The organism is Tenacibaculum ascidiaceicola (genome assembly GCF_047470925.1).
In the GTDB taxonomy this organism is placed as follows: Bacteria; Bacteroidota; Bacteroidia; order Flavobacteriales; family Flavobacteriaceae; genus Polaribacter; species Polaribacter discolor.
Map to the genome: position 1 here is coordinate 62,563 of NZ_JAZKJP010000005.1, position 17,762 is coordinate 80,324.

The window sequence follows — 17,762 nt, forward strand, 5'->3', positions numbered from 1 at the left end:
ATCAAAAACAAAATGAAAGCAATTAAATTTTTAACAGCTTTGGCTATTAGTTTTATACTTATTTCGTGTAACAATCAAAATAAAAACAAATCAACTTCTATAGATAAATCTGTTTCTAAAATTGAGGTGTTCGATTTTCACTCTACTCACAGGTGTATGACCTGCAATGCAATTGAAGCAAACACAAAGTATACGTTGAACACTTATTTTGCACCTGAACTAAAAGAAGAAAAAATTACGTTTCAGGTAGTTAATGTAGATAAAAAGGAAAACGAAAAAATTGCAGAAAAATTTGAAGCAACAGGAACAGCTTTGTTTTTAAATGTGATTAAAAATGGAAAGGAAACACAAATAAATTTAACCAATTTTGCTTTTATGAATGGAAACAATCAAGAGGAATTTTCTAAAGAATTGAAAACAAAAATCGAAACGGAATTAAAAAAACTCTAAATGGATTTTTTACAATCGCTTTTAGAAAGTTACAATATTCCCATTTTATCGGCATTTGTTCTTGGGCTAATGACAGCTATTAGTCCGTGTCCTTTGGCAACCAACATAACTGCAACTGCTTTTATTTCTAAAAACATTTCGAGTAAACGTAAAGTGTTTTTAAGCGGATTGCTATACTCTTTAGGTAGAGGTTTTAGTTATACAGCAATTGGCTTGATATTATATTTTGGGGCTAGTAAATTCCATATCGCTCGATTTTTCAATCAGAATGGAGAGAAATACCTAGGACCTTTATTGATAATTATTGGTTTAATAATGCTAAATATTATCAAGCTTAATTTTTTAAGTAAATCAAATTTTCAAGAAAAACTATCCGAAAAATTTAAAAATAAAGGTCTTATAGGCTCTTTTTTAATAGGGATTATTTTTGCTTTGGCATTTTGCCCTTATAGTGGTGCTTTATTTTTTGGAATGTTAATTCCAATGACCATTGCTTCTGTAAACGGACTTTATTTACCAATTGTATTTGCACTTGGAACAGGTTTACCTGTAATTCTCTTCACTTATTTAATAGCTTTTACAGTAGGAAAAGTGGGAGTATTCTATAAAAGAATTACGAAAATCGAAAAAGTAATGCGAACAATTGCAGGTATTGTTTTTATATTAACAGGACTGTATTATGCTTTCATTTTTGTGGGAATATTACAATAACCAACACTAAAAAAACACATATTTACAATTCAGTTAGTATTTGTTAAATTAGGTGTTTAAAAGCATGCCTGATAGCAACGACTTAAAAGCGACATCAAAAATCATTGATAACTTTACCTTAGATAAAGTATTCGTTTTTTATATATTTGATAGCGTAAAAAATTGCTAAGCTTTATTATATCATATGCTTTTATCGTTGTAAAAGAAGTAAAGTTTGGTATAAAACGAGTTAGCTACAATTTTGAAATGAAAAGAAAAATAACTTTACTCATATTTACTATTATGCTCCTTAAGTATAATTTTATATATACTCAAAATAAAAGTGTCTTTGAGATAAAAGAAATTCTAATTGAGAGACCAAAAACTAGAAAATATCATAAAGTTGAATTTGTAGAGAAAGAAAAATTATTAGAAGACGAAAGTTATTTGATAACTAAAAGTTGTTCTGGTGAATGGGGTGGTTCAATTTGGTTTAAAAGTAAAAAAAGCGGGATAGTTTATTCATGCCAATCCACTTGTGTAAAATCAATAAATAAAATCAATGGAAAGTATCTAATTACAAATTCATTATCCCATATGAACGGGTATTCAGAAATAATTATAATTGATGACCCAAAAAAACTAGAGCAACACAAAAAGTCTTCAGTACGAAAAGATAAAAAAGGATATTCTCTTTTATCTGTTCGAGAATTAGAGTCTAAATCAAGAATTGGAGTCAATGTAATTTGGAGTAAACAAGGGATTTTGACAATTTTAAGTTTTTTATATAAAAATACTCTATATCATATAATGGACATTAATGATGACATATTTATAACAACAATTAAGAATTCAAAAATAGTTGTTGTGGATAAATTTTCAACAAATAGAATATGGAGTCATCATACATTAGATAAGATTAGCGATAATCATATTTTTTTATATTTGAGAAGAAATTTCCAGAAAGATGAGTATATCGAAATAAAGGATAATAAAATAAAATTGGTAACTTATAAATAAACAGTAGCTAGCACAATATATATAGTTCTAACTACCTTACTAAAATCCTCTCAAGTTTTCTATTCGGGTTAGTATTTGCTAAATTAATTGCTTAAGCACCTAACTACTCATAGTCAAGATCGTTGACAACAACATAAAAAAAGCTATATGATTAAATATATTGAATTTCCATTAGAAAATGAATATCCTAGTTATGCCGGAATGTACATGAAACTAGTTAAAAAAGATGGAAGTCTTATTGAACAATTGAAATCGAGTTTACATAAAACAAAGTCTTTAATAAATAACTTATCGAATGATGAATTAGACTATAGGTATGAAAAGAATAAGTGGTCAATTAAAGAAGTTTTAGTTCACATAATTGATGACGAAAGAATATATGGATATAGGGCTCTTTCATTTGCTAGAAATGATAAAACAAATCTCCCAGGATTTGAACAAGAAGATTATAATTATTATTCTGACACATCGGAAAGAACAATTGAGAATATATTAGAGGAATACGAAGCTTTAAGATTGTCTACAATTGCTTTGTTTAATGCGTTATCTGACAAATCATTAAAACGTATCGGGATTGCAAACGGAAATAGAGCAAGTGCAAGAGCTCTGGGATATCATATTCTCGGACACGAATTACATCATATTAAAACAATAGAAAACTTGTACTTGAAAGCATTAAAAAAATAAAAGCTCAACAATGTGTAACCACAATTATGATAGGTTCGACTACTCTTCTATTTCTCTCAGTATTATCTATACAAAAACTTGTTTCTTACACTTAAACCTATCCCTTTAAGAGTTTATAAAACATTCGTAATTTTGTCCTATGAAAATAAAATTACTCGCCATAGGCAAAACTGACAATAAACAGTTACAGCAATTAATTGACGAATATCAAAACCGATTAAAACATTACGTAAAGTTTGAGTTGGAAATTATTCCAGATATAAAAAACGTTAAAAACTTGAGCGAAGTGCAACAAAAAGAAAAAGAAGGAGAGTTAATTCTATCTAAACTACAACCTACAGATCAATTAGTTTTATTGGATGATAAAGGAAAACAGCATACTTCAGTAGAATTTTCAAAATATTTACAAAAGAAAATGAACTCTGGTATTAAACAACTAGTGTTGGTTATTGGAGGTCCCTATGGTTTTTCTGATGCTGTATACAATAAAGCACAAGGAAAGTTATCGTTATCTAAAATGACATTTTCTCACCAAATGATTCGCTTATTTATAGTTGAACAAGTTTACCGCGGGTTTACTATTCTTAGAAACGAACCTTATCATCACGAGTAAAAACTCTAAAACTTTTATTTACATCAAATTTTATGTTACTCAAAGCATTATGTTTTTAATTTCCTGAAAAACATGATAAAAAACATGTTAAAAAGTTATTTTTTTTTTGCAATTAGCCATACTTTTGCGCCCCAAAAAAACATATACTTAATAACATAGATTAAAATGAAAACATTAAGATTCTTAGTTACTTTAACTTTTTTCATAACGTTTGCTTCCCTACAACAGGTAAATGCTCAAAATGATATTAAAACTTTAAAGATTCAGGTAAAGAATAAGAAAGATCAAATTAGTGCTAATGAAGAGATTTTAATTAGTGGTGTTGATGCTTTAAAACGTGTAAAAGGAAACTTAGAACGTTTTAAAAATAGTAAAAAAGCTACAAAACAAGAAGTAGAGAGAAAAGAGAAAATTGTTGCTAACATGCAACAAAGACTTAGCAAGCTTAACAATCAAATTGATTTGCATAAAAAAGATTTAGCTTCTTTAGAAAGAAAATTAGCTAGAAAAGAAAAGAAAGAACAGCCTAAAGAAGAGGCTAAAGCTAAATCTACTGCTGCTAACACTGGTCTTGTTGTGTATGAAGATAATATAAGTGATGAGCAGAAAGAGGTTCTTTTACAAAAACAAAAGCTTGAAGAGGCTCGTAAAAAATTAGACGAAGAAAGAAAAGCTAGAGAGCTTGCTTATTTAAAAGAGCAAGAAGCTTTACGTTTAGAAGAAGAAAAACTTAAACAATTAAGTAACCAAATTAAAGCTAAAGAAAAAAACATTAGTAAAGAGAAAAACACTTTAATTAGCGACCTTGAAGATGATATTAGTATTAATGAAGAAATTTTAATTAGTGGTAAGGAAGGGTTAGCTAGAATGAAGTCTAAATTAGAAGAGGCTAAAAAAGATCCTTCTAATTCAAAAGAAAGCATTGAAAGAAAACAAGCTATTGTTAATAAAATTGAAAATCGCTTGTTAAAAATTGAGAATGAAATTGATGCTAAAAAACAAGAGTTAGCTAAAATTAAAGGATAAAAAATCCTGTCTTAATACAATAAAAAACTCCAAGCGAAAAGCTTGGAGTTTTTTATTTTTCTAAACATCTACTTTTAAACAAAAACTTGCTTAGAAAACTTATTGTATTTTAGTAACTCTTATAGTTTGTAATAAACTATGAATTTGACTAATCTATCTTTTTGTTAAAAATGAAGCACCCCCAAAATAAACAAATTAGGTTATTAACTAGCCTCTTGTTTTTAATCGTATTAATTACTTCTTGTTCAAATAAGAAAGAGAAGACACCCCCTAATAACAATAATCAACCATCATTAAAACATGAAAAAACAGCTAGAATTTCTGACAGCCGTGAATTCATAAGCCAACGTCATTTACACGAGCAAAAGTATGGTAACCTCAACTTTTCTACCGAGCGTCAATGGGATAGTTTAAACAATATTTCTTACAAACCTATAACTCATAAAAAAGGAACCGTACATCCAAAATATCGCACATTTGGATGGCACGTATACTCAAATGGTTCTGCTTATAAAAGTTATAATTTTTCCATGCTCTGGGGAATTTCATATTTTTCATATTCTGTTGAACCCAAAACAGGTAATTATAAAAGTATACATCAATGGAAAACTACTCCGTTAATTGACAGCGCAAAAACAAAAGGTTGTAAAGTCTTTTTGTCTGTTACTAGCTTTGGAAGCAAAAACAATGCTGTATTTTTAAAAAACTCAAAAGCTCAAACAAGATTAATAGAGAACCTAGCTGAGTTACTTGCGTTAAGAAATGCTAATGGAATTAATATAGATTTTGAAGGTGTTGCTAAAGAAGACAGGAATCAGTTTACACAATTTATCATTAACGTTTCTAAAAAACTAAAAGAGAAAAATCCTAATTATATGGTTTCTTTATGTTTGTATGCTATTGACTGGAACAATGTTTTTGATATTCCTACTATCAATCCGCATATTGATTTTTACACGCTAATGGGGTACGATTACTACGGTAGTTTTAGCAAAACTACTGGACCTGTAACTCCTTTTAAATACAGTGAAAAATTCGGAAATGGTTTAAAAGCTTCCGTTAATTATTATAAAAATAAAGGTGTTCCGCTACATAAATTAATTGCCGGACTCCCTTATTACGGTGCTGAATGGTATACAAAAAAATCTGAAATGGGTGCTAAAGTAACCAAGTTCAAATCGCATCCTCGTTACCATACCATACGAGATATTTACATTGATTCTTTACAAATCCCCGTTAAATTTGATCCTAAAAGTGCTTCTAGCTATATAATTATTAAAGATAGTAACCAAGAGTATAGACAGTTGTTTTTTGAAGACGTACAATCTCTTGCTTTGAAATACGACTGGATAAAACACAATAAAATAGGCGGTGTAGGTATTTGGGCGTTGGGTTATGACAATGGCTATTCTCAGCTATGGGATTTGCTAGCTGAAAAGTTTTCTAAAGAGTAAAACAGTTACTTTTTAATAATAAAAAACTCCAAGTGTACACTTGGAGTTTTTTATTATTTTTATGCAGTTGCTTTGGGTTTTCTAAACATTAACCAAAAACCGATTAATACTAACGGAATACTTAATACTTGACCTGTATTTAAGGTATTAAACACCCAATCTTCTCTTCCTTCTACTTGTGCTTCTTTTAAGAATTCTATTACAAAACGTAACGACCACAATACTACCATAAACAGTCCGAATAAAAATCCTGTTTGGTTTTTCTTGTCTGTTTTCCAATAAAAATACCATAAAGCAAAGAACAATACTAAGTAACTAAATGCTTCATATAATTGGGTTGGGTGACGTGGTACCGTCTCTCCTGCTCTTTTAAAGATTACACCAAAGCTGCTTCCCGTTGGTTTTCCGTAAATTTCAGAATTAAAGAAGTTTCCGAAACGGATAAAAAATCCTGCTAAGGCCACCATAATTCCTAATCTATCTAAAATAAACAACCATGGTTTTTGTAAGTGTTTCTTAGCGTAAAAATACATTGCAATTGGAATTGCTATTGCTGCTCCGTGACTTGCGAATCCTGTAAACCCTGTAAATTTCCATCCATCTAACAATCCGAATAAAGCCGAAGCTCCTTCTTGTTTTTTAAATGGTAATATGATTTCCAATAAATGGTTTTGATAATAATCCCAACTATAAAAGAAAACGTCTCCTAAACGCATTCCTACCAACATAGAAACAAACACGTACATAAATAACGGATCTAGTTTCTCTACAGAAATATTGTCGTTAATGTATATCTTTTTCATTAATTGAAGTCCTAAAATAAACGCTGCTACAAACATTAAACTGTACCAACGAATACCAAAACCTCCTAAATTTATTATTTCTGGGTTCCAATCCCACACTATGGATAAAAAATTCATCTACTTTAATTTAGTTTTTGTGCCATTACGAACCTTTCGGCTGTCGCTAAAGACAAGTTAAAATGAAATAATCTCTAAGATTACTACTTAATAAGCTCCTTAATGACAATTATTATTTTTCTTTTTTCTCTGGAACAGGATCGTAACCACTTCCGCCCCATGGGTGACAACTAAAAATTCTTTTTAATGCCAACCAACCACCGTAAAACAATCCATGCTTTTGCAATGCTTCAATTGTATAGCTTGAACACGTTGGTGAATATCTACATGTTGCTGGTGTAAACGGAGATATTGCTGTTTGATAAAATCGAACTAACAATATAAATGGATATGTTAATATTTTTTTCAATTAGTTAACTGTAAATGTTGTTCCTTCCCTACCGTCTTTTAATTGAATACCTAACTCCAATAATCTATCACGAATTTCATCAGATAATGCCCAGTCTTTATTTTCACGTGCTTCTTTACGCATGCTAATTAACATTTCAACTACACCACTTAATTTATCAGAATTGTTTCCTTCTGAAGTTTCATTCATTAATCCTAATACATCAAAAACAAATGCATTGATTGTATTTTTAAATACTTCTAGATCTTCAGTAGTTAAAATCGCTTTTCCTTCTTTTATTTGATTGATAACTCTTACAGCTTCAAATAAATGTGATATTAAAATTGGTGTATTAAAATCATCATTCATAGCATCGTAGCAATCTTGTCTCCATTTTTCAACATCAAATGAAGAAGAACTACCTGCTTCTATTTTATCTAAGAAATCTACAGCTTCCATCAACTTTGCATGTCCTTTTTCAGCAGCCTCTAAAGCTTCTCCAGAAAAATCTAAAATGCTTCTATAGTTAGCTTGCATATTGAAAAAACGAACTACACTTGCAGAAAACGCTTTCCCTAAAATGTTATTTTCTCCTGTTAAAATTTCATTTGGTAAAATAAAGTTACCTGTTGATTTTGCCATTTTTTGACTGTTCAACAATAGCATGTTGGTATGCATCCAGTAGTTTACTGGCTTTACACCACTACAAGTTTGTGATTGTGCAATTTCACACTCGTGATGCGGGAATTTTAAGTCCATTCCTCCACCATGAATATCGAATTGTTCGCCCAAATACTTTGTACTCATTACTGAACATTCTAAATGCCAACCTGGGAAACCATCACTCCAAGGAGAAGGCCAACGCATGATATGACGTTCATCGGCTTTTTTCCAAAGTGCAAAGTCTTGTGGATTTCTTTTGTCTGACTGTCCATCCAAAGCTCTTGTATTGTGAATAGCGTCTTCTATTTTTCTTCCAGATAAGATTCCGTAGTTACCTGTTTCGTTATATTTTAACACATCAAAATATACAGAACCGTTTACTTCATAAGCAAAACCTTTATCCATGATTTCTTTAATCATTTCAATCTGCTCTACAATATGACCGGTTGCGGTAGGTTCTATACTTGGTGGTAAAAAATTATAGTTATTTAATACATTATGGAAATCAACTGTATAACGTTGCACCACTTCCATAGGTTCAATTTCCTCTAGTCGTGCTTTTTTTGCAATTCTGTCTTCACCCTCATCAGCATCATTTTCTAAGTGACCAGCATCTGTAATATTACGTACATAACGTACTTTATACCCAAGGTGTAATAAATAACGATACACCACATCAAAAAACATAAAAGTTCTTACGTTTCCTAAATGGGCGTTGCTATATACTGTAGGACCACATACGTACATACCTACGCGTCCTTCAATTACTGGTTTAAAAAGCTCTTTTGATTTGGTTAAAGAGTTATATATTTTAAGTTGATTTTCTTTGTATAATTCCATAGTAAAAGTGACTATTTGCAATCGCTAATATAGGCACTTTATAAGGAATATAGAAAAAGAATTTGGTAGCAATTTCGTAGAAATAAAAAGTAATTTTGTTTGTATTTCTTATTGATTTTTAACTTTTAATTGGCTGTATTTACCATCTATTTCAATTTTTTTATCATTTGAAATTAAAATAAACTCACCATTATATTCTACAGTTCCATCTTTTAATTTCTTAGCCTTGTCTCCTTGAATATTAAATTTCTTATTAACTCCTTTTAAATCAACTCCAGCGTCAGAATAACTTAAAAACACTTTTAAATTATTATGGTTTGGATGTACTTTTACAATAGTTAAATTTCCAAATTTATTATTCACCTCCACATTATTATGCACATTACTTACTACCAATCCTGATGAATTAGAGTTTACTATTGTATTGGTAACCGATGCTAATTGAGCATCGGTTACATTATTTAAGAACAAGGTACAAGCGTTTAATGAGCTTATGTTTACTGGCGAATATGAAATATTTAACTTTCCTCCGTCAAGTGCATCAGCTTTAAAGGTTCCATAACTTACCTTTCCTGAAGCTTTAGTTTTTGGTAGTTTTACTTTACAGTGACGGGTGTTTAAGTCAAAGGTTGCTGATTTTGGAACCTTTATAATAATCTTCTTTGTGATTTTTACTTTTTTTCCATTAATCATAAGATTATCACTATCAGAAGAGTAAGAATAATTCATACGAACTTTTCTCATCTCTTTTCTTGCCTTGTGCATTTCTTTTCTAGCTTTGGCAAGTTCTTTTCTTATTTCTTCTCTATTAATTTTTCTTATTTCTGCTCTTGCTTTAGCCATTTCTCTTCTTAACTCACTTTCATTTATTCGCTCTTTTTTAACTCTTTCTAATTCTTTTTTAATTTCTCTTTTTCGTTCTTCTTGGTGTTTTTTAAACTCTTTATACTTATCTGTTTTCTTAAATTCTTCCCATTCTTTTTTCGACTTAATGGTAATATCATTCACACCATCTTTCCATTGAAAAAAGTAGTTTCCTCCATCTTTTGCATACTTATCAAAGTCAAATTCAATATCCTCTAAACCTGTTACTATTTCTTCAAAGTTAACTTCAGGGATTTTTATTTCTGGAAGTTCAGGTATTTCAGGAATCTCTGGTATTCTTACTTCTGGAATTACGACAACTTCATCATCACCATCAAATTGAAATACTCTTGGATAATTATTGTCTGATGAATTAAAGAACACAATATTGTCTCCTCCTATTCTAAAGCTATTTTTATTGGCATTAATTTGTACCTTACTTTTATTCCCTAAAGCTTCAAATTTCCAGTTGTCTAAATATTTTTGAGCTTCTTTTTTATCTAGCCCTTCAACTTCTACAACTGCTTCTACTGAAACTTCGTTTTTATTCCATGTAGTCACATCTACATCTGCATTAGATGCATTAATATTAACTACTACGTCTTTATTTGTTTTAAAATTTTCACTAAACTTTTTGTTGTATTTCTGTGCAGATACAACGCCAGTTACTAACAGTAAAAAAACACTGATTTTAAATTGTTTGAATGTCATTTTGAGTTGGATTTTTAAATTCTTGTAATTGTTTTTGCATACGTTTTAACAGCTGTAAACGTAATTGCAGGTTTCCAATCAATGCATTGATAGTATCGTCGTTAATTCCTTTTGTATTGAGCTCTTCGGTTAACGATTTATATTCTTTGGTTAATTCTCCTATTTTGTTCAAGTAACCATCAAAAAGTTCTTTATTATCGTCAGTTAATTCTAACTGACTTAATTCGTAATTAATGGTGTTTACATAATAATCTTCTACTGTTTTTAATTCAGGTGAAATTGCTCCTAAACTAATTTGATTTTGAGTTTCTTTTGGAAGCTCAGTTATTATTGGATCTAAAGTATTTGTTGGATAAAATTGAATTCCCAAACTCACGAACAACACTATTGATGCTGCTATATACAGCCATTGGTATGATTTTTTTGTTGATGGTGTTGAATGCAATTCATCTTGCAACCTTTGTTGAAAACGTTGTCTGTGATTTGTTGATAACCTCTCCGTGTTTTCAACATTGTTTTTTAGTATTTCTCTAATATCTTTAGACATGATGTACTGCTTTTAATTGTTCCTGCACTTGTCTTTTCCCTCTTAATAAATGTGTTCTTGAACTCACTTCAGAAATTCCTAATATTTGCGAAATCTCTCCATGATCATACCCTTCTAACAAAAACAGGGTTAACACAACTCTATATTTTTCTTTTAATTGCTGAATGCAGTTTACAATATCTTGATACGATATAGTAGATGCTACATTCCAATTATCATCGTCTGCTACTGTGGTAATTTCTTCGTTAATAGAAACCAGTTCTAGTTTCTTCTTTTTTAAATAATCAATACTTTGATTGATGACAATTCTTTTTAACCAAGCTCCAAACGCTACTCCTTCTTTATATGAATCAATATTTTTAAATGCTTTTATAAATGCTTCTTGCATAACATCTTCTGCTATAAATGAATCTTTCACGTAGCGTAATGCCACTGTATACATGGCGTCACAATACAAGTCATACAATTGCATTTGTGCTTTTGCATCATTGTTTTTACAGGCATCTATTACCGATTGATGTAACTGTTTAGTTGATTTCATTATTGATTTCTTACCCTAAATACGACACTTTTTCCTTCGTGTTGCATTTTCCTGCATTTTTATTTCTAAATTTACGTTATTATTTTGTTTTACCTACATAATGACCAATAAAGACACATCTGCACTCTCTGAAAAAGACGGGGTTTCCCAGCCTGAAACCACTAGTAAATCATCTGCAGAAAAAATAAAACGTAATAGAAGAAAAACTACCTCTACCGAAGATTTTGTTACTCAAATAATAGCTGGAAATATTCCTTTTTTAAGTAGAGCTATTACGTTAGTGGAAAGTACCAATCCAAAACATCAACAACAAGCCAATGAAATTTTAGAAGCTTGTTTACCTCATGCCAATAAATCGGTTAGAATTGGAATTACAGGTGTTCCTGGTGTAGGAAAAAGTACATTTATTGAATCTTTTGGTAAGCATTTAACTTCATTAGGTAAAAAAGTTGCTGTTTTAGCTGTAGACCCGAGTAGTTCTGTTAACAAAGGAAGTATTTTAGGAGATAAAACACGTATGGAAGAGTTAGTAACCGATGAGAACGCTTTTATTCGTCCTTCTCCTTCTGGAACTTCGTTGGGTGGTGTTGCTCAAAAAACACGTGAAAGTATTATTTTATGTGAAGCTGCTGGTTTTGATACTATTATTATTGAAACGGTGGGTGTGGGACAGTCGGAAACTGCTGTACATTCTATGACTGATTTCTTTTTATTATTGAAATTGGCTGGAGCTGGTGACGAATTACAAGGTATTAAACGCGGAATTATTGAAATGGCAGATGCTATTGTGATTAATAAAGCTGATAGTGGTAATGAGAAAAATGCTAAACTAGCAAAAGTAGAGTTCAATAGAGCCTTACACTTATACCCTGCTAAAGAAAGTGGTTGGCAACCTAAAGTTTTATTAGCAAGTGCGCTAAATCATCAAGGAATTGACGCTATTTACGCTATGATTGAAGAGTACATGAACTTAGTAAAAAAATCTGGCTACTTTCAACAGAAAAGAAATGAACAAAATAATTATTGGTTGTTAGAAACCATTAATCAACAATTGAAAAATAACTTTTACAATAATCCAAAAATTAAAGAACGCTTACAGCAGGAAGTAACTAAACTGGAAAACGGGAAAACTACTCCATTTACTGCTGCGAAACGATTATTAAATAAAAACTATGGAAGACAATAACAATTTAACTTGGAACGATTTTACGAAAGTAGAAATGCGTATTGGCACCATTATTTCTGCGGAAATTTTTAAAGAGGTTAAAAACCCTGCCTATAAAATGCAAGTTGATTTTGGCGACTACGGAATTAAAAAAACCTCAGCTCAGATTACTAAACTGTATCAACCTGAAGATTTAATAGGAAAACAAGTGGTTGCTGTGGTAAACTTTCCAAAAAAACAAATTGCGAATATGATGAGCGAATGCTTAGTATTAGGTGGCTTAGGTGATGATAAAGAAGTAACCTTATTAACTGCTGAACGTACCGTTAAAAATGGGACGAAGATTGCGTAACATATCTAAACTTCACCTATTATTCTTATAAATGAATTTAACTGAAGCTGATTTAAGAACATTAGAACTTAAATTAACAAGACATAAAATAAATTTTGCGTACAATAAAAATACTAGGGAACTTATAATTGGAAAATCCAAAAATACTAGCTCAAAATTATTCATTGGTATAACAGGGGTAGTTCTTTCTTTGGCTAGCTTATTTTCCTTAGTTTTTCTTAATATTCCATTCGGAAGAGTAATCAATTATTTCTTATCTGGAGGAATCGGTGCTTTTGGGATTAAAAACCTTATCATATACTACAACTTAAAAGAAAATGATGATAAAAAAATTATATCATCAAACGGAATTACTATCAACAATCAATTTTTCTCTAAAAACGAAATTTTGAAAACAATTTATAAAATTGAATACGATGAAAGTATCAACTGTACTGGGTATTTGGAAATAATAACCATAAAAGGACATAAAAAACTTATCACTTTTACAAATGATGAACATCAGTTTCTAAAAAGTGATCTTATTTTTCTTAAAGAATGTATCACTATATGTTTAGCTTAACTAATCATCCCAAATAAAAAAATTACTTTTGCGATTTCTTAATACTTTTTTTATGATAGAATTTAGCGAATTCTAAAGCTAAAAAGTTTTCAATTTCTTCTTCTGTTTTCTTTTCTTCTATCATTTTAAAAATAGTTGATATATGATTATTTTTAAACTCATTGAGGATTCCATTATTAGTCACTACATCCTGATATGTTAACTTTTGCAATTCTAATTGCATCCATTGATGCGCCTCCATTTTTATTTTTCTAGTTTGTAAATCTTTTTTATCACTTTTAGATATAAAGTTTCCTCTTTTTGCTTCTTGTTTCATCAAGTGTAGTAAACGATTATAACTAGCTTTTACTTCTTCATCTAGTAAGACTGCTTGATCGTAAAGCTTCTTTAAACTTTTAAACGCTAATTTATGATACGTATCTATAAAATCTTTGTGTTTATATAAATAGTCTAAATAATTTACTGCTGCCTTCTTATAATGTTTATTACTTACATTTTCATTATTTACAACATCTGTTTCTAATAAATTTAAATCATTTCTTACTTTTTCTATACTTTTTATACTTGCGAAAACAGGATCTTTTAATAACTGTTTAATCTCTGAGGTAATTTTAGAATGTTCTCCACTAAAAGTATGCTCTTTATACGAGAATGAAAATTCTTTTACTTTTTTGTTTCTTTCTCTTTTTTCAAATCTGAATTTCGGTTTTTTCAAGCCGAAGCTATAACTATAACCGAAAGTTATAGTTAATTCACCTAGTTTTTCTTGCTGTGTAGATTCTCTGAATAACTGTATTGCATTTAAATTTAAATTATGGTTTTGTGCAATAGTTGTAGAAGCACTTGCCCTAAAATTTAAAACATTACTTGTAATTTCTTTGTTTACATTACTATTATACGAAGCTCCTAGGGTGGTATTTAATACGTTTTTAAAAAATAGTTTATTCATATTTAAAGACGCTCCATATGCTTTGCTATCATCTCTACCAATATCGCTATAGTTATAGTTAAGTGAAGGCGAAATTGTTAGCGCTTTTTCAGGAAATCCTAATGTATAAACTACATTTCCATTATGAAAATTATTCGCTTGACCAATTCTAATAATACCATTCTCTTTATTTGCTGAAGATGCTAATGAATAGTTTAGATTAACATTCTGTGTAACATTTTTCTTTTTAACCAACATCCAATTCAAGTTTATATTGGCATTTTGTGACAATTGTTTAAAATTTAATGCTTCTTGTTCTTCATCAGTTAAATCATTGTCGTTAATATCGTCAAACTGATTTAAACTTTTGTTCGTAAACGTGGTGAAATTAGAATACATCCCTGATAAAGTAATCGCATCTGTCATTTGATACGTTGCATTAACGCTCCCTATATTTCTCCCTGTAGATTGTGCTTTTTGATTGTTTAAATTATCTCTTTGGTATCCTATATTAAACGATAAGTTCAACTTGTTTTTAAATAATGATCGAGCCATATTTAGTGTGATGTTCTCAAAGTCATTATTAAAATAATAGGCTCCTAAGGTTTCATAATTAGGATCAATACGTTCATAGCCCAAACCAACTTTCATTTGTCCTAATTTTACATCTAAATCTGCTTTAATCGCATTGTAATACTCGGTTGATGTACGATTGTTAAATAAAAAACCTGCTAAATTGTTAGAGGTATTACTACTTTTATCTGCTCTTAAATCTTGTGTAATGGCAGTTGATGCGTATTCTGCTCTTATGGTGTATTTTTTTGCAATAGTGGTTTCTCCCGTAAGACTTATCACTAAATTTTCTTTGGGCTTGATATTTCTTTCTTCTGGTATTGCTGCAATAGAGTTTTCTGCATCCTTTGCATAAAAACCTATTAGTCCTAACTTATAATTTGGTTTTTCCCAAGCTACTCTTGCTCCATACCCTGTGCGCTCAAAAGCTGGTAAAGTTTGTGGATTTCCATCATCTTCTGTTGCTTTTAATAAACGTCCATACATGGCACTAAACTTTATTGGCTTATTAGGAGTTAACTCTATACCTCCCCCTGTAAATTGATGCCCGTTTAAGGTATAAGGAGAAAAATTCATAGTAACATCTCCAATATGCGCTTGTATCCATTTGTATTTTGGGTGTAAGCTCAACCTGTTAAACTTAAAAGGTAATTGATAATCAAAGTTATCTCCTTGATTAGAAAAACTATAGGTAAAAGGGAGGTTAAAACTTAACCAACTTACATTCACAGTTCCTTGTAAAAAATACGTGAATGGAATACGTGCATTACGAGTATTTGAATTGTAATACACCATATTGGCATTAACATTACCACTTACTTTAACCTTGGTAGATTTTGTAATGGTTTCTATATCTAAATTTTGCGCTAAACTTATACTACTTACTAAACATAGCAAGCTTACTAATATGTACTGTTTCCCCCTTTTCAATACTTCTTTTTTTCTTCTTCTGTAGTTTTTCTATCTCTCTAAACTATAGGTTACATACTCTTCCCAACTATTATAAGGAATATCATTGTTTGGTGATTTTATTACTAGGGTATTCCATGGTTGCCACTCTTCTTTTAATTCTTCATTGGTTATTTTATAATGTTCTAATAGCCCTTTGATAAAATATTCTGGTAATGGCATGGGTAAGTTTCTAGAAATACCATCTTTGATTAACTCTATATTATAATCTAACTTATTATTTACAATCTTGAATGTAAATACCCCCGAATCCCAAGAGTTTTCATAATCTACTAAATCATCATCTTCATCATAAATTGGTTTTAATAAATTATGTTCTTTTTCATAATCAAAAATACGGTTCATCAAAGTTTCATTTGCCCATTGATAAAAAACCAATGAATTATTAAGTTTTTCTACTCTTAGCTTTTCTAAATCATATTTATAAGTTATATCTATTTGACAATTTTTATTAATTAGAATAAATACCTTGTTAAATTTTTCTTTCGAATTTTTTAAAACATGATATTTACTTACTATACCTTCTATATTAGTTCTTAATTCTCTTGTAGATACAATAATTTCTTTATATTCATCACTACTATATTTATAAAATAGTTCTAAACCATAACCCCCACTTTCTGTAAAGCTTATTATCAGTTTAATTGAATCCCATTCATATTTTTCTGTTAATTCACTGACCTTATTAAAAAGTTCTTTATTATCCATTTAATTAAATTTTTGGGTTAGGAAAATAGGTTTGATTATTATTAGGTAATTTTATTAACTCTCCATCAACTCTTACTTCTACTTCAAAGCCGATTGGTCTTTTTGATGAACCATTGAAATCAGGAAAAACATCCACATCATTTTTTTTTGTAGGATTATCATTTTTTAATTGAGATACGAATTTTTCCATCGTATACCATTCTCCTGGCGGCTGATTTTGAGATTTTGCCTGAGGAAAGTAATTAATTTGCTCGCTGGGACCATTCCATTCATTTCTAAAAATATGTCCTCCATCATCAGTATTCACTTTAGAACCATCTTTTACTTCTTTTGTTTTTACCTGAAAAGATTCACTTCTTTTTACAGATTTATCAATAGTAACAGGGTACATTTTTGCTTTAAATACTCTACCTAATTGAACAAAAAAATTAAACTTCTTGTGAATACTCTATATACTCTTGTTCTTTACCTAAAGGAATGAAATCTCCTGGAGCTTTTAATATTATTTTATTCCACGGTTCCCAATATTTTTTTAATTCATTATGTGTTAACTTATGATGATATAAAATAGATTCTTTATAATCTTTATTTAATTCTATAGGAACCAAACGCTTAATACCATTTTTAAATAATTCTATTGTATATTTTATTTCTTCCGTTTTACTATTTACTATAAATGTAAAAATTCCCTTATCCCATGTGTCTTTATACTCTAAAAACTCTCCATCTTCATTATAAGTAGGTATAAGCAAATTATTGGCTTGTTCATACTCAAAAATTTGAGAACGCATGCGTTCGTATAAATAATTAGAAAAAAGAAGTGCACTGCTTTGTTTTTCTTCTATTACCTTTTCTTCTTCCATCTCATATTCTACTGAATAGTCTTCTTTTGTAATGGTTATAATTACTTTGTTAAAATCTCTTTTTTTTATTCCTTTTATATAATCTTGAAAAATTCCTCTCAAAATAGGAGAAACATCAAAGCTATCTAAAACTATCTTCTCTTGTTTATCGACATTTTTGTATATCATGCTACTGCACCCAAAACTGTTCCCAATTCCAAAAATAATAGTAGCTTTTATTTCTTCCCACTTTTGGTTTTCTACCTGATTTTTTAAATATTCTACTAGCTCTAAATAATTCATTTTTTT

The 17,762-nt window shown here is 29.9% G+C and carries 20 protein-coding genes; 10 read left to right on the plus strand and 10 right to left on the minus strand.

The genetic code is table 11. From position 1 onward, the window contains the following. The first annotated feature begins 12 nt into the window (after positions 1-12). From VBY68_RS04745 to VBY68_RS04775, 7 genes are all read left to right on the plus strand, one after another. A complete protein-coding gene (locus VBY68_RS04745) occupies positions 13-450 on the plus strand; it encodes a nitrophenyl compound nitroreductase subunit ArsF family protein (RefSeq protein ID WP_415269048.1) in 438 nt (145 codons plus the stop codon). Beyond that, positions 451-1,161 (plus strand): aromatic aminobenezylarsenical efflux permease ArsG family transporter, encoded by a 711-nt coding sequence (locus VBY68_RS04750; protein WP_415269049.1) that lies wholly within the window; start codon positions 451-453, stop codon positions 1,159-1,161. Positions 1,162-1,407: 246 nt separating this feature from the next. Next, positions 1,408-2,160: a hypothetical protein gene (locus VBY68_RS04755; protein ID WP_415269050.1), complete on the plus strand. Its 753-nt coding sequence runs from the start codon at positions 1,408-1,410 to the stop codon at positions 2,158-2,160. A 201-nt stretch (positions 2,161-2,361) separates the two neighbouring features. Continuing rightward, positions 2,362-2,847, plus strand: a complete 486-nt coding sequence (locus VBY68_RS04760) for a DinB family protein (RefSeq protein WP_415269051.1) — start codon at positions 2,362-2,364, stop codon at positions 2,845-2,847. A gap of 139 nt (positions 2,848-2,986) precedes the next feature. Further along, positions 2,987-3,460, plus strand: a complete 474-nt coding sequence (gene rlmH / locus VBY68_RS04765) for a 23S rRNA (pseudouridine(1915)-N(3))-methyltransferase RlmH (protein WP_415269052.1) — start codon at positions 2,987-2,989, stop codon at positions 3,458-3,460. A gap of 165 nt (positions 3,461-3,625) precedes the next feature. Beyond that, positions 3,626-4,486: a coiled-coil domain-containing protein gene (locus tag VBY68_RS04770; RefSeq protein ID WP_273694256.1), complete on the plus strand. Its 861-nt coding sequence runs from the start codon at positions 3,626-3,628 to the stop codon at positions 4,484-4,486. A 170-nt stretch (positions 4,487-4,656) separates the two neighbouring features. Continuing rightward, positions 4,657-5,940: a glycosyl hydrolase family 18 protein gene (locus tag VBY68_RS04775; protein ID WP_415269053.1), complete on the plus strand. Its 1,284-nt coding sequence runs from the start codon at positions 4,657-4,659 to the stop codon at positions 5,938-5,940. A gap of 59 nt (positions 5,941-5,999) precedes the next feature. Here VBY68_RS04775 and lgt read toward each other — a convergent pair whose 3' ends face one another. The 6 genes from lgt to VBY68_RS04805 form a co-directional block, all read right to left on the minus strand. Continuing rightward, positions 6,000-6,860 (minus strand): prolipoprotein diacylglyceryl transferase, encoded by an 861-nt coding sequence (lgt, locus tag VBY68_RS04780; protein ID WP_099215335.1) that lies wholly within the window; start codon positions 6,858-6,860, stop codon positions 6,000-6,002. Between the two features lie 112 nt (positions 6,861-6,972). Beyond that, positions 6,973-7,209, minus strand: a complete 237-nt coding sequence (yidD, locus tag VBY68_RS04785; protein ID WP_073181389.1) for a membrane protein insertion efficiency factor YidD — start codon at positions 7,207-7,209, stop codon at positions 6,973-6,975. Next, positions 7,210-8,691 carry a cysteine--tRNA ligase gene (gene cysS / locus VBY68_RS04790; protein ID WP_415269054.1) on the minus strand — a complete coding sequence of 494 codons (1,482 nt, stop codon included), beginning with the start codon at positions 8,689-8,691 and terminating at the stop codon, positions 7,210-7,212. It abuts the gene before it with no gap. A gap of 108 nt (positions 8,692-8,799) precedes the next feature. After that, a complete protein-coding gene (locus tag VBY68_RS04795) occupies positions 8,800-10,266 on the minus strand; it encodes a hypothetical protein (RefSeq protein WP_415269055.1) in 1,467 nt (488 codons plus the stop codon). Beyond that, a complete protein-coding gene (locus VBY68_RS04800) occupies positions 10,247-10,813 on the minus strand; it encodes a hypothetical protein (RefSeq protein ID WP_415269056.1) in 567 nt (188 codons plus the stop codon). Before VBY68_RS04800 ends, VBY68_RS04795 begins: the two co-directional genes overlap by 20 nt. Continuing rightward, positions 10,806-11,354, minus strand: a complete 549-nt coding sequence (locus tag VBY68_RS04805) for an RNA polymerase sigma factor (protein WP_099215331.1) — start codon at positions 11,352-11,354, stop codon at positions 10,806-10,808. Before VBY68_RS04805 ends, VBY68_RS04800 begins: the two co-directional genes overlap by 8 nt. A gap of 100 nt (positions 11,355-11,454) precedes the next feature. Between VBY68_RS04805 and meaB the strand changes: the two genes are divergently transcribed. From meaB to VBY68_RS04820, 3 genes are read left to right on the plus strand one after another with little or no spacing between them, the layout of a single operon-like run. Continuing rightward, positions 11,455-12,540, plus strand: coding sequence for a methylmalonyl Co-A mutase-associated GTPase MeaB (gene meaB / locus VBY68_RS04810; protein ID WP_415269057.1), 1,086 nt, complete (start codon positions 11,455-11,457; stop codon positions 12,538-12,540). Continuing rightward, the gene (locus VBY68_RS04815) at positions 12,527-12,871 is read left to right on the plus strand and encodes a tRNA-binding protein (RefSeq protein ID WP_121145817.1); all 345 of its coding nucleotides are present in this window, start codon (positions 12,527-12,529) and stop codon (positions 12,869-12,871) included. The genes meaB and VBY68_RS04815 overlap by 14 nt, the downstream gene beginning before the upstream one ends. A 31-nt stretch (positions 12,872-12,902) precedes the next feature. Then, on the plus strand, positions 12,903-13,433 hold the full coding sequence (locus VBY68_RS04820) for a hypothetical protein (protein ID WP_415269058.1): 531 nt from the start codon (positions 12,903-12,905) through the stop codon (positions 13,431-13,433). Between the two features lie 22 nt (positions 13,434-13,455). On the opposite strand, the gene VBY68_RS04825 is transcribed toward VBY68_RS04820, so the two are convergent. Genes VBY68_RS04825 through VBY68_RS04840 form a run of 4 tightly spaced genes read right to left on the minus strand, consistent with a single transcriptional unit; the run spans position 13,456 to position 17,756 of the window. Then, the gene (locus tag VBY68_RS04825; protein WP_415269059.1) at positions 13,456-15,864 is read right to left on the minus strand and encodes a hypothetical protein; all 2,409 of its coding nucleotides are present in this window, start codon (positions 15,862-15,864) and stop codon (positions 13,456-13,458) included. A 30-nt stretch (positions 15,865-15,894) separates the two neighbouring features. After that, positions 15,895-16,611 (minus strand): hypothetical protein, encoded by a 717-nt coding sequence (locus VBY68_RS04830; RefSeq protein ID WP_415269060.1) that lies wholly within the window; start codon positions 16,609-16,611, stop codon positions 15,895-15,897. A 4-nt stretch (positions 16,612-16,615) separates the two neighbouring features. Continuing rightward, positions 16,616-17,056 carry a DNA/RNA non-specific endonuclease gene (locus VBY68_RS04835; RefSeq protein WP_415269309.1) on the minus strand — a complete coding sequence of 147 codons (441 nt, stop codon included), beginning with the start codon at positions 17,054-17,056 and terminating at the stop codon, positions 16,616-16,618. Next, entirely contained in the window at positions 17,040-17,756 is a 717-nt protein-coding gene (locus VBY68_RS04840; RefSeq protein WP_415269061.1) for a hypothetical protein, read from the minus strand. Before VBY68_RS04840 ends, VBY68_RS04835 begins: the two co-directional genes overlap by 17 nt. Positions 17,757-17,762: the final 6 nt, after the last annotated feature.